Consider the following 12,591-nt stretch of genomic DNA (forward strand, 5'->3'; position numbering starts at 1 on the left):
GGCCCGGTTGTCGGAGACCGTCGCTAGCATCCGGTCATGGACTTCAAAATCGAGCTGATCATCCTGCCGGTGTCCGACGTGGACCGGGCCAAGGCGTTCTACGCCGACCAGGTCGGCTTCGTCGTCGACCACGATCACCGCGTGGACGAGAATGTGCGGTTCGTCCAGCTCACCCCGCCCGGTTCGGCGTGCTCGATCGCCGTCGGCGAGGGCCTGGTCGACACGCCGCCCGGCTCGGTGCACGGGTTGCAGATCGTGATCGACGACGCCGATGCCGCCCACGCGGAATTGTCGTCCCGCGGTGTTCCCGTCAGCGAGGTTCAGGATCTGGCGTGGGGGCGTTTCGTGTACTTCGCCGATCCCGACGGCAACCAGTGGGCGCTGCAGCAGCTTCCGCAACGCGGCTGACCCGTACGGCGGGCAGCAGAAATCGGCCCGCCCGCGCACGCCGGGCGGAGCATGATGGTCCTGTGCTCACACCCTCCTGCGCGTTCGGCACGGGGGCAGTCGCAGCGGTCCTTCTGCTGGCTGCCTGGGTGGCCGGGGTCCCGGCCACCGCCGCGCCCGCCGCACCGGACCCACGCGTCGGTCCGCTGTTCCTGGCCGGCACGCCGATCCATGTCTGCACCGGCTCTGTACTGGACAGCACGGACGGCGACCTCGTGCTCACCGCCGCGCACTGCATCGCGGGGGCCGGCGGCGCCCTGTCGTTCGCGCCCGGATACGACCGCGGCGTGGCCCCGTTCGGTGTGTGGACGGTGTCCCAGATCTACGTCGACCCGGCCTGGCTGGAGTCGCAGGATCCCCAGCACGACTACGCCGTCCTCCGCGTGGCGCCGAGTGGAACCACCGTGCCCGCCTCCATCGAATCGGTGGTCGGTGGCGGCTTCGAACTGGCACCCGCCCCGGCAGCCGAGACCACGGTGGCGGTCACCGGCTATCCGACGCTGGGCGACAGTCCGGTGTCGTGCACGGCCGCGACCACGTCGACGGACAGCTTTCCGACGGTGGTCTGCAACGGTCTCGGCGACGGAACGAGCGGTGGCCCGTGGGTGGCGGGTCCGCGGGTCGTCGCCCTCGTCGGGGGCCTGGACCACGGCGGGTGCACCGACTCGGTGTCCTACTCGCCGGCCTTCGGCGCCGCGACGCTCGACCTGCTGCAGCGCGCGGAGAGCCGCGGCACGGGCGACTCGACACCGTTCGCGCTGCCCGGCACCTGCACCCGATCCTGACGGAGGAGTCCGGAGTCCGGAGTCCGGGGTCAGCGGGGAGCGGGACGGTACCGGCGCACGGGCCTGCCCGCACCCCCGTACTCGAGGCGGACCTCCAGCAGTCCCTCGGACAGATAGTGCTCGAGATAGCGGCGCACACTGACCCGGGAGAGTCCGGCGAGTTCGGCGCACTCGGTCGACGACAGTTCGCCCTTCGACCGCAGGATGTCGAGCACGAGGCGGCCGGTTTCGGCGCTGAGTCCCTTCGGGAGCCTGCTCGGCTCCGGATTCTTGCCCTTGCCCCCGAAGAGGGAGTCGATCAGTGATTGGTCTGCGCCGGACTGGGATTCGAGGGCGCGGGCGCGGCGCCGGAAGTTCTCGAGCTTCTCCTGCAATTGGGTGTAGTCGAACGGCTTGACCAGGTAGTCGGACGCGCCGCCGTGCAGTGCGCGGCTGACGGTGTCGATCTCCCGGGCGGCGGTGATCATGATGACGCCGACGGCGTTGCCCTCGGCGCGCAGTCGCTGCAGGACGTCGAGACCCGACATGTCCGGTAGGTACACGTCCAGGAGCACGAGGTCGGGGTTGCCGGTGCGTACCGATTCGAGGGCCTCCGCGGCGGTCCGCGCCACCCCGACCGTGGTGAACCCCGGTGTCTTGTCGACGAATCGGCGGTGGATCTCCGCGACCATGAAGTCGTCGTCGACGACCAGGACCTCATACATTGCCACGCCGTCCTGTCATGGTCGGAGAGTCTAGCTACGCGGCACGTGGACGGTGAACAAGGCACCACCGGTGCCGGGTGCGTCCGAGACGGCCGCGGACCCGCCGTGCTGGGAGCTGACGAGACGGACCAGGGCGAGACCGATTCCGCGGCCGCCGGGTGTGCCGGGCTTCGAGGTGACCCCGCGGGAGAAGATCTCCTCCCGCATCGTCTCGGGAACTCCGGGGCCGGAATCGGCGACCTCGATGAGAATGCCGTCGTCGTCGGTGATCCGGATCGAGATCCGCGCGTCCCGGCCGCCCTCGGACACGTCGACGGCGTTGTCGATGAGGTTGCCCAGCACGGTGATCACGTCGGTGGCGAGTTCGGGGTCGAGGGCGTGCAGGTGCGAGTCCGGTTCCAGAGTCAGTGCCACTCCGGTCTCGGCGGCGAGCGACGTCTTCGCGATCAGCAGCGCGGCCACGGCCGGATCCGAGATGCGTTGCGTGACAGCATCACTGATCTCCGCCCGGCGGCGGGTGAGGGTGCCGACGAACTCGGTGACCGCGTCGTAGTCGCCGAGCTGTGTCAGCCCCGAGATCGTGTGCAGCTGATTGGCGAACTCGTGCGTCTGCGCCCGCAGGGTGTCGGTGACACTTTTGTGCGAAGACAGCTGGCTCTGCATCGACGCCAGTTCGGTGCTGTCGCGCATCGTGGTGACGGTGCCGATCTTGTGGCCCTGGCTGGTCGCGGCGCGGCGGCTCAGCGCGAGCATCCGCGACGACGTCGACAGCACCACGTCGCGGCCGTCCTCCCCGGTGAGGAGATACTGCCGCACAGCGGGGTCGAGCGCGACGTCGTCGACGTGCCTGCCGACGGCGTCGCTGGTGAGGTCGAGTAGTTCCTGGGCGCTGTCGTTGAGCACGGTGATCACTCCGTCGGGGTTCACCGCGACCACCCCCTCGCGGATGCTGTGCAGCAGGGCCTCGCGATGGTCGGCGAGGCTTGCGATCTCGGCGATTTCGAGTCCGCGGGTGTGGGTCTTGATCCGGCGCGACAGCAGCCACGAGCCGAGCAGCCCCAGACCGGCGCCGATTCCGAGATACAGGAGCAGGCGCGCCCCCGCGCTGCTGAGCAGGTCCCAGATGGACGGGTAGTCGTCGCTGACGGAGACGACCGCGAGGACGTCCCCGGTGGCGGACAGGATCGGGACGTGTCCGACGATGGCGTGGCGCCCGTCGACGTCCACGTCGCCCGACCAGGCGCGTCCGGTCATCACGTCGCTGGCGCCGAGTTCCGCGGGAACCCCGAGCCGGGTCGGGTCCGACGACACGGTGACCGCCCCGTTCGGCGCGACGATCTCGGCGAGTGTGGCGCCCGACAGGTTGACGGCGCGATCGACCTCCGGTGCCAGCACCCGCTCGACGGAGCGGTCCGACAGCTGGTCGCGCACCACCGGCGTCGACGCCACGTTCTCGGCCACCGCGATCATGCGCTGCCCCTGGAGGTCGCGGAATTCCACGGTCGACTGGTGGACCGACACCGCGGCGACCGCGAGCAGCACGACGCCGACGACGACGAGTTGGAGGAGCAGGACCTGGCCCGCGAGGCTACGAACGCGGGGATGAAGTGGTGACCACAATGAACTTAAGTTCCGTTTCGTTCGCATAGGTGACGTGCATCACGCCCGAGGTTCAGTATTGCGGAAGATCACATTCATGGCGAAATGGGGAACGATGTCGAGAACAGGCAGCGGGAGCAGGGTACGCGCGCTGCTCCTGCTCGCGCTCGTAGGCCTCCTCGCGGCCGGCTGCGGGGTCACCCGCGGCGAGGACGAGGGCCTGCACAGGGTGCGGATGATGGTTCCGAACAGTCCGGGCGGCGGCTACGACCTCACCGCGCGGACCGCGGTGAAGATCATGGAAGACGAGGACATCACGGGCCGCGTCGAGGTCTTCAACGTGATCGGCGCAGGTGGAACGGTGGCGATGGCCCGGTTGATGAACGAGGCCGGCAACGACGACCTCATGATGATGATGGGCCTCGGCGTCGTCGGCGCCGGCTACACCAACGGCTCGACCGCCCGTGTCTCCGATGCCACCGCGCTGGCCAAGGTGGTCGAGGAGCAGGAGGGCATTCTCGTGCCCGCGGATTCACCGCTGCAGACCATCGACGACTTCGTGGCCGCCTGGCGTGCCGACCCGGCGTCGATCACGATCGGCGGCGGTTCCTCGCCTGGCGGCCCCGACCACCTGTTCCCGATGGAGACGGCGCGCGCGGTGGGCGTGGACCCGAACGCGGTGAACTACGTGCCCTACGACGGCGGCGGCGACCTGCTGACGGCTCTGCTCGGCAGGAAGATCACCGCGGGCACGTCGGGGCTCGGCGAGTACGTCGACCAGATCGAGGCCGGCCAGGTCCGGGTCCTCGCGGTGTCGGGAAACGAGCGCGTCGAAGGTGTCGACGCGCCGACGCTCACCGAGGCCGGGGTGGACCTGACCTTCACCAACTGGCGGGGCGTCCTGGCTCCGCCCGGGCTGTCCGACGGCGCCAAGACCGACATGGTCGAGGCGCTTCAAAAGTTGCACGACACACCGGAATGGAAGGAGGCCCTGGTGAAGAACGGTTGGAGTGACGCCTTCATGACGGGACCGGAGTTCGAGCAGTTCCTCCGGGACCAGGACGAGCGGGTCTCGTCCACGCTGGCCGAATTGGGGCTGGCATGACCGCGCCCGCAGAACCGTCCGTCGTCTCCGCGGACAGGGCGCCGAAGCGGAGGGACTACGCGCAGTTCGTCGTGTGCGCGGTGCTGGCCGTGATCGGGGTGTTCCTCGTCGTCGACGCGCTGTCGCTCAGCGAGGGCTTCGCGAAGGTCGACCCGGTGGGCCCGCGACTGTTCCCGCTCGTCATCGGTGGGGGACTGCTGGTGTTGTCGGTGGTGTTCGGCGTTGCGATCCTGCGCGGCTCCACCGGGGACGCCGACAGCGGCGAGGACGTCGATCCGGACTCCCCGGGCGACTGGAAGACGGTCGGTCTGCTCGTCGGGTTGTTCGTACTGACCATCGCGCTCGTCGACTTCCTGGGCTGGGCGATCATCGGCACACTCCTGTTCGCCGGGGCCGCAACCATTCTGGGAAGCAGACACTGGGTGCGCAACATCGCGATCGGGGCCGTGCTCGGATTCGGCAGCTTCTACGCGTTCTACGTCGGGCTCGGAATACCGCTGCCCGCAGGCATTCTGGACGGAATTCTCTGACATGGACAATCTGAACTGGCTGCTGCAGGGGTTCGAGCAGGCGGCCACCCCCATGAACCTGCTCTACGCCTGCATCGGCGTCCTGCTCGGCACGGCGGTCGGTGTGCTCCCGGGCATCGGACCGGCCATGACCGTCGCCCTGCTGCTGCCCGTCACCTACAACGTCAGCCCGAGCGCCGCGTTCATCATGTTCGCCGGCATCTACTACGGCGGCATGTACGGCGGGTCGACGACGTCGATCCTGCTGAACACGCCGGGCGAGTCGTCCTCGGTGATCACGGCCATCGAAGGCAACAAGATGGCGAGAGCCGGCAGGGCCGCGCAGGCCCTGGCGACCGCCGCGATCGGGTCGTTCGTCGCCGGGTCCATCGGCACGATGCTTCTGGTGCTCTTCGCGCCTGCCGTCTCGAGTTTCGCGGTCACCCTCGGTGCGCCGTCCTACCTCGCGATCATGCTGCTCGCCCTCGTCGCCGTCACCGCGGTCCTCGGAACCTCCAAACTCCGCGGATGCATCTCCCTGCTCCTCGGTCTCGCGATCGGGTTGGTCGGCATCGACTTCCTCACCGGCCAGCCGCGTGCCACGTTCGGCATCCCGCAACTGTCGGACGGGATCGACATCGTCGTCGTCGCGGTCGCCGTGTTCGCGCTCGGTGAGGCCCTCTGGGTCGCCGCGCACCTCCGCCGCAAACCGGCCGAGGTCATCCCCGTCGGCAGGCCCTGGATGGGCAAGAGCGACTGGAAGCGGTCCTGGAAGCCGTGGCTGCGGGGCACCGCCTACGGGTTCCCGTTCGGTGCGCTGCCCGCGGGCGGCGCCGAACTGCCCACATTCCTCTCCTACATCACCGAGAAGAAGCTGTCGAAGCACAAGGACGAATTCGGCAAGGGCGCCATCGAAGGTGTCGCAGGCCCCGAGGCCGCCAACAACGCTTCGGCGGCAGGCACACTCGTGCCGATGCTCTCGCTGGGGCTACCCACCAACGCCACCGCCGCGGTCATGCTGACGGCCTTCGTGTCGTACGGCATCCAGCCGGGACCGACCCTGTTCGAGAAGGAACCGCTGCTGATCTGGACGCTGATCGCCAGCCTGTTCATCGGCAACTTCCTGCTGCTGGTGCTCAACCTTCCGCTCGCTCCGCTGTGGGCGAAGCTGCTCCGCACCCCGCGGCCCTACCTGTACGCGGGCATCCTGTTCTTCGCCGCCCTGGGCGCGTTCGCCGTCAACCTCCAATGGCTCGACCTGGCGCTGCTGCTGACATTCGGGTTGCTGGGTCTGATGATGCGGAGGTTCGGGCTGCCGGTGCTGCCACTGATCATCGGCGTCATCCTCGGGCCGCGCATCGAACGGCAACTGCGGCAGAGCCTGCAACTCGGCGGCGGCGACTGGGGCAGCCTGTTCACCGAGCCCGTCGCGATCATCGTCTACATCGTGATCGCCGTGCTCCTCATCGCACCCCTCGTCGCCAAGGTCGTCCGCGCGCACTACCCCGTCGCGGCACCCGATTTCCCTGACGGACCGGCCGGCGGCGACTCGACCGACACCAGAGAGAAGGCACACGCATGATCGTCGTCGGATACACCCCCGACCAGTTCGGAGGGGCGGCCCTCGAACACGGCGTCGCGGAGGCACAGCTGCGCGGAACGTCGCTGCTCGTGATCAACTCGTCGAAGGGCGACTCCCTCGCCGATCAGTCGTTCGCCGACAACGCGCACCTGCAGGAACTCGAAGGCAAACTGGCCGGCAGCGGGATCGACCACGAAGTCCGGCAGATCGTCGGGGACGAGACCGTCGACGTGATCCTCGAGGCGATGACGGCGCCGAACGCGGAACTGCTCGTGATCGGCATCCGCGACCGCACCCCCGTCGGGAAGCTGCTGATGGGAAGCACCGCCCAGCGACTGCTGCTGTCCTGCCGCAAACCGGTCCTGGCTGTCAAGCCCGACGAGCGCTGACGCACCCGTGAGTACTTCTCAACCGCCGGCGGTTGAGAAGTACTCACGGGTGGGGGTCAGTCGGTGAGAATGATCAGCTCGCGGTCCGACGCCACCTCGACGCGGAGTCCGGCCTTCGCCGCCACCCGCGCCACCCCGCGAACGTCCTGGGGTTCGGCGCGGGACACGGTGAGCGCACGCGCCAGCAGACCCTTGTGATGCTTGTTGAAATGGCTGACGACGCTCCGGGTGCCGTCCGGCTTCTCGGTGAGAACCGTGGCGATCACGGCCTCGGGGATCGGTCCGAGCTGCTGGTACGTCCCCGACCGCAGGTCGACGACGAGACCGTCCGCCTCGGCGGTGATCGCCCGGGACAGTTCCGGCTTCCACAACGCCCGGAGGGTGCTCAGCCCGGGTAGCTTCGATCCGCCCGACAGCCGGTAGGCGGGGATCAGGTCACCGGCGCGGACCGCACCGAACAGTGCGGACCCCATCGCCAGCCGCGTCAGCGCCTTGGACTTCTGCGCCCTGGTGAACGATTTCGCGTCGAGCGCGTCGAACAGCACACCCGTGTACCGCTCGAGTGCGGGCCGGGTGGGGGAGACCCACAGTTTGGCGTTGCGCTCGATCTCGTCGGCCTGGGTGGGGCCGAGGCCGAGCGCGAGCTGCGACGCCTCCCCGTCCGCCGCAAGCGTGACCAGCGCCTGGACCAGCATTTCGCGGGTTTCGGTGAGCTGCGGCATGGACAGCTCGGCCAGGTCGAGGGGCGCGTCGGCGCCGCCGTCGGACTTGGTTTCGGAGGGAGGAAGTAGCACCAGCACGCAGGAAACCCTACCGACGCGCCCGGCCTCGTCCCAGCCGACTATTCTGGTATCCCGTGATTACCCGCCTGTCCCACCTGTTCCTCCGCACGCTGCGCGACGACCCCGCCGACGCCGAGGTCCCCAGCCACAAGCTGCTGGTCCGCGCCGGTTACGTGCGTCGAATCGCGCCCGGTGTCTACTCGTGGCTGCCGCTGGGTCTGCGCGTGCTGCGTGAGGTCGAGCGGGTGGTGCGGGAAGAGATGAACGGCATCGGTGCGCAGGAGATCTCCCTGCCCGCGCTGCTGCCGCGGGAACCGTACGAGGCGTCCAACCGCTGGACCGAGTACGGCGACGGATTGTTCCGCCTGAAGGACCGCAAGGGCGGCGACTACCTGCTCGGCCCCACCCACGAGGAACTGTTCGCGCTCACCGTCAAGGGCGAGTACAACTCGTACAAGGATTTCCCGGTCACCCTGTATCAGGTGCAGACCAAGTACCGCGACGAGGAGCGTCCGCGGGCAGGCATTCTCCGTGGCCGCGAGTTCGTCATGAAGGACTCGTACTCCTTCGACCTCACCGACGAGGGGCTCACCGAGTCGTACCAGGCGCACCGCGACGCGTACGAGCGGATCTTCGCCCGGCTCGGCGTCAAGTACGTGATCGTGTCGGCGACGTCCGGTGCGATGGGCGGCAGCGCATCGGAGGAGTTCCTCGCCGAGAGCGAGATCGGTGAGGACACCTATGTCCGCTGCGTCGAGTCCGGTTACGCCGCCAACGTGGAGGCCGTGAAGACGCTGGCTCCCGAGCCGATTCCGTTCGACGGACTGTCCGACGCGAAGGTGTACGACACCCCGGACACCCCCACGATCGCGACGCTCGTCGCGTGGGCGAACGACGCCGACCTCGGCCGGACCGTCACCGCCGCGGACACGCTGAAGAACATCCTCGTCAAGACCCGGCAGCCCGGCGGCGAGTGGGAACTGCTCGCCATCGGTGTTCCCGGCGACCGCGAGGTGGACGACAAGCGTCTCGGCGCCTCGCTCGAGCCCGCGGAGTTCGAACTGCTCACCGAAGCGGACTTCGAGGCCAACCCGTTCCTGGTCAAGGGATACGTCGGACCGAAGGCGCTGCAGGCCAACGGTGTCCGGTACCTCGTCGACCCCCGCATCGTCGACGGCACCAGCTGGATCACCGGAGCCGACGAGAAGGGCAAGCACGTGGTCGGGCTCGTCGCGGGCCGCGACTTCGTCCCGGACGGCACCATCGAGGCCGCCGAGGTCCGTGGCGGCGACCCGTCACCCGACGGCGCCGGTGAACTCGTCGCTGCCCGGGGCATCGAGATCGGTCACGTCTTCCAGCTGGGACGCAAGTACACGGACGTGTTCTCCGTGGACGTGCTCGGCGAGAACGGCAAGCCGGTCCGGCCCACCATGGGGTCCTACGGCGTCGGTGTCTCCCGCCTCGTCGCCGTGATCGCGGAACAGCACCACGACGAGAAGGGCCTGCGCTGGCCGGCCGAGGTGTCGCCCGCCGACGTGCACGTGGTGATCGCCAACAAGGACGACACCGCTCGCGAGGGCGCCGAGGGACTGGCCGCCGACCTCGACAAGGCCGGTCTCGAGGTCATCCTCGACGATCGCAAGGCGTCGCCGGGCGTGAAGTTCAAGGACTCCGAACTGCTCGGTGTCCCGCTGGTCGTGGTCGTCGGCCGCGGCTGGGGCGAGGGCAAGGTGGAGGTGCGGGACCGCTTCACCGGCGAGAGCCGCGAGGTGGCCGCCGAGTCGGCGCTGAGCGAGATCGTCAAGACCGTCAGGGGCTGATCAATCCGCCCCACGCCTTTCGTCCGGACTGTTAGCTTGGCCTGACACGTCCGGACGAAAGGCCTGCTGTGACGAACTCCCTGCTGTTCGATCCGAACTCCTACGATCCCGAGCATTTCGATCCGGAGACGCGCAGACTGCTGCGGGCGCTGATCGAGTGGTTCGAGTCGCGGGGCAAGAAGCGGCTCATCGAGGACGATCTCGAGGCGGTCTGGCCCGAGGACTTCCTGGAGTTCGTCAAACGGGAGAAGCTGTTCGCCACGTTCCTCACGCCCGCCGAATCGGCGGGCGGCGATCCGGGCAAACGCTGGGACGCCGCACGCAACGCCGCGCTCAGTGAGATCTTCGGGTTCTACGGCCTGGCGTACTGGTACGCGTGGCAGGTGACGGTCCTGGGTCTCGGCCCCATCTGGATGAGCGGCAACCGGGCCGCGAAGGATCGCGCCGCGTAACTCCTCGACGACGGTGGTGTGCTGGCGTTCGGTCTGTCGGAACGGGAACACGGTGCGGACGTCTACTCGACGGACATGCTGCTGACCCCCGCCGGGGACGACCCGGATCTCGCGTTCACCGCGAGCGGCGACAAGTACTACATCGGCAACGGCAACGTCGCGGGCATGGTGTCGGTGTTCGGCAGGCGCACCGACGTCGAGGGCAGCGACGGCTACGTCTTCTTCGTAGCGGACAGCCGCCACCCGGCGTACCACCTGCAGGGCAACGTGGTGCACGGCCAGATGTACGTCAGCACGTTCCGGCTCGAGGACTACCCGGTGCGGGAAGAGGACATCCTGCACACCGGGGTCGCCGCGTTCGAGGCCGCGCTGAACACGGTCAACGTCGGCAAGTTCAACCTGTGCACCGGTTCCATCGGTATCTCCGAGCACGCGTTCTACGAATCGATCACCCACGCGCACAACAGGATTCTGTACGGAAACCCCGTCACCGACTTCCCGCACGTGCGCGGAAACTTCGTCGACGCGTACAGCAGGCTGGTCGCGATGAAGCTGTTCAGCGCCCGCTCCGTCGACTACTTCCGCAGCGCGAGTCTCGACGACCGCCGGTACCTGCTGTTCAACCCGATGACGAAGGCGAAGGTCACGTCCGAGGGCGAGAAGGTCATCGCGCTCCTGCACGACGTGATCGCGGCGAAGGGCTACGAGAAGAACACCTACTTCCGGGAGGCCGCCCAGCTGATCGGCACCCTGCCGAAGCTCGAGGGCACGGTGCACGTCAACGTCGGCCTGATCCTGAAGTTCATGCCGAACTACTTGCTCAACCCCGCGGAGTACCCGGAGATCGGCACCAGGCTCGACGCCGCCGACGACGCGTTCTTCTGGGCGCAGGGACCGACCCGCGGCGCGGGCAAGATCCAGTTCCACGACTGGACGAAGGCGTACGAGGCGCATTCGGACGTCCCCAACGTGGCCCGGTTCCACGAGCAGGCGACGGCGTTGCGGGAACTGCTCACCACCGCCCCGCCCGACGCCGACCAGCAGAAGGACCTCGACTTCCTGCTCGACCTCGGGCACCTGTTCTCGCTCGTGGTCTACGGGCACCTGATTCTCGAGCAGGCCGACATCGCCGGCATCGACCGCGACCTGATCGACCAGATCTTCGACTTCCAGATCCGCGACTTCTCCCGTTATGCCGTTGCGCTGCACGGTAAATCGTCCGCCACCGACGCTCAGCAGCAGTGGGCACTCGATGCGATCCGCAGGCCGGTCGTGGACGCGGAACGATTCTCGCGGGTGTGGGCGCAGGTGGAGAGCTACGACGGGGCGTACGAAATGCGGCCGTAGGCACGGCTCCACGGGGTGGGGCGGCGTCATCCCTCGGGGTGCCGCTTGCGCCCCCTGGGGTATCTGTCCGGGTGGGCGCTCTCAGCGCATTCTTATGTGGCAAGCAAAACCCCACCCCCACAGAAAGATCCACACATGGCACACACCTTCAAGCGCACCCTCTCCGCTCTCGCGATCGCGGGCTTCGCCCTCGCCGCCGGAGCAGGAATCGCCTCGGCCGACCCCGCAGGCGGAGCCGGCGGCGCCGGAGCTCCGGGTAGCTCGCAGGGCGGCGCCGGCGGTGCAGGCGGCAGCGCCAACGGCGGCTCCGCTGACGGCAACGTCAACAACCAGGGCGGTGTCATCATCGGTGGCGCGGCAGTGGGAGACGGCGCAACGGTGAACACGAACGTCGGCAACGGCGGCAACGCCAACGGAGGCAGCGCCAACGGCGGCGCGGGTGGCAACGGTGGTCCGGCCACCGGTGGTGCGGGTGGCAACGGTGGCGCAGGAGCCGGGGACAGCACCGAAAACTGCACGTTCGTCTTCTGCTTCTGACCGAGCTGTGATTACGCGATCTTCCTGAAGTTCGAGGGGCCGCCACCGCCAGGTGCCGGCCCCTCGGCCCGCCATCTCGCACTGCGAAAGGTTCTTCCATGTCGATGTCCTTCGACTTCTCCACCGCTCTGACACGCACGGGTGCTACCGTCGCGGCCGCATTCTTCGTCCTCGCCGCAGGTGCAGGCATCGCGTCCGCGGCCCCGGACACCCCCTCCGACGATCCTTCCGTGAGCAATCTGGCGCCCGGACCGAGCCCCCAGGGCGGCACCGTGACCATCGGCGGAGCGGCTGTCGGCACCGTGATCGCCGTCGACGGCATCAATGCCGGGCCGAACGGCGCGAGCGTCGGTGGCTACGACTTCGGCGGCGGTCAGGGGCAACCCTGGGGGTGACGGGTTCCCCACCCCGGGGTGCCTGGTGGTGCCCGTCCGGACACCGCATCCTGAATCGGCAGCAGAGAACACCCTCCAGCCGCGGGCGAGCCGGAGGGGGATTTCCGGCATGCCCGTGTCCACCCACCCCAGGGGTGG

General features: G+C 68.4%; 12 protein-coding genes and 1 pseudogene. 10 read left to right on the forward strand and 3 right to left on the reverse strand.

Features of this window, described 5'->3' with window-relative positions; genetic code table 11:
• The first annotated feature begins 36 nt into the window (after window positions 1-36).
• Together CA951_RS04485 and CA951_RS04490 are read left to right on the forward strand one after the other, a co-directional pair.
• Window positions 37-408 (forward strand): glyoxalase superfamily protein, encoded by a 372-nt coding sequence (locus tag CA951_RS04485; protein WP_087555712.1) that lies wholly within the window; start codon window positions 37-39, stop codon window positions 406-408.
• 62 nt (window positions 409-470) lie between these two features.
• A complete protein-coding gene (locus CA951_RS04490; RefSeq protein WP_087555713.1) occupies window positions 471-1,232 on the forward strand; it encodes a serine protease in 762 nt (253 codons plus the stop codon).
• A gap of 29 nt (window positions 1,233-1,261) precedes the next feature.
• On the opposite strand, the gene CA951_RS04495 is transcribed toward CA951_RS04490, so the two are convergent.
• Together CA951_RS04495 and CA951_RS04500 are read right to left on the reverse strand one after the other, a co-directional pair.
• A complete protein-coding gene (locus tag CA951_RS04495) occupies window positions 1,262-1,936 on the reverse strand; it encodes a response regulator (RefSeq protein ID WP_087555714.1) in 675 nt (224 codons plus the stop codon).
• Window positions 1,937-1,966: 30 nt separating this feature from the next.
• The gene (locus tag CA951_RS04500; protein ID WP_087555715.1) at window positions 1,967-3,583 is read right to left on the reverse strand and encodes an ATP-binding protein; all 1,617 of its coding nucleotides are present in this window, start codon (window positions 3,581-3,583) and stop codon (window positions 1,967-1,969) included.
• A 67-nt stretch (window positions 3,584-3,650) separates the two neighbouring features.
• Between CA951_RS04500 and CA951_RS04505 the strand changes: the two genes are divergently transcribed.
• Genes CA951_RS04505 through CA951_RS04520 form a run of 4 tightly spaced genes read left to right on the forward strand, consistent with a single transcriptional unit; the run spans window position 3,651 to window position 7,120 of the window.
• Window positions 3,651-4,640 (forward strand): tripartite tricarboxylate transporter substrate binding protein, encoded by a 990-nt coding sequence (locus tag CA951_RS04505; RefSeq protein ID WP_143543021.1) that lies wholly within the window; start codon window positions 3,651-3,653, stop codon window positions 4,638-4,640.
• Window positions 4,637-5,170 (forward strand): tripartite tricarboxylate transporter TctB family protein, encoded by a 534-nt coding sequence (locus tag CA951_RS04510; protein ID WP_087555716.1) that lies wholly within the window; start codon window positions 4,637-4,639, stop codon window positions 5,168-5,170. The genes CA951_RS04505 and CA951_RS04510 overlap by 4 nt, the downstream gene beginning before the upstream one ends.
• A gap of 1 nt (window position 5,171) precedes the next feature.
• A complete protein-coding gene (locus CA951_RS04515) occupies window positions 5,172-6,731 on the forward strand; it encodes a tripartite tricarboxylate transporter permease (protein ID WP_072937858.1) in 1,560 nt (519 codons plus the stop codon).
• Window positions 6,728-7,120, forward strand: coding sequence for a universal stress protein (locus tag CA951_RS04520; RefSeq protein WP_087555717.1), 393 nt, complete (start codon window positions 6,728-6,730; stop codon window positions 7,118-7,120). Before CA951_RS04515 ends, CA951_RS04520 begins: the two co-directional genes overlap by 4 nt.
• Window positions 7,121-7,176: 56 nt before the next feature.
• Here CA951_RS04520 and yaaA read toward each other — a convergent pair whose 3' ends face one another.
• The gene (gene yaaA / locus CA951_RS04525) at window positions 7,177-7,920 is read right to left on the reverse strand and encodes a peroxide stress protein YaaA (RefSeq protein ID WP_087555718.1); all 744 of its coding nucleotides are present in this window, start codon (window positions 7,918-7,920) and stop codon (window positions 7,177-7,179) included.
• A 56-nt stretch (window positions 7,921-7,976) separates the two neighbouring features.
• On the opposite strand from yaaA, the gene CA951_RS04530 reads away from it, so the two are divergent.
• The 4 genes and pseudogenes from CA951_RS04530 to CA951_RS04545 all read left to right on the forward strand — a co-directional run bounded on the left by CA951_RS04530 (window position 7,977) and on the right by CA951_RS04545 (window position 12,453).
• On the forward strand, window positions 7,977-9,722 hold the full coding sequence (locus CA951_RS04530) for a proline--tRNA ligase (RefSeq protein WP_087555719.1): 1,746 nt from the start codon (window positions 7,977-7,979) through the stop codon (window positions 9,720-9,722).
• Between the two features lie 68 nt (window positions 9,723-9,790).
• Window positions 9,791-11,521, forward strand: a pseudogene (locus CA951_RS04535) (acyl-CoA dehydrogenase family protein).
• A gap of 135 nt (window positions 11,522-11,656) precedes the next feature.
• Window positions 11,657-12,058, forward strand: a complete 402-nt coding sequence (locus CA951_RS04540) for a hypothetical protein (protein WP_087555720.1) — start codon at window positions 11,657-11,659, stop codon at window positions 12,056-12,058.
• A gap of 98 nt (window positions 12,059-12,156) precedes the next feature.
• Window positions 12,157-12,453 carry a hypothetical protein gene (locus tag CA951_RS04545; protein ID WP_087555721.1) on the forward strand — a complete coding sequence of 99 codons (297 nt, stop codon included), beginning with the start codon at window positions 12,157-12,159 and terminating at the stop codon, window positions 12,451-12,453.
• Window positions 12,454-12,591: the final 138 nt, after the last annotated feature.

Origin of the sequence: Rhodococcus sp. NCIMB 12038 (assembly GCF_002165735.1) — a bacterium.
Lineage (GTDB): Bacteria > Actinomycetota > Actinomycetes > Mycobacteriales > Mycobacteriaceae > Rhodococcus_F.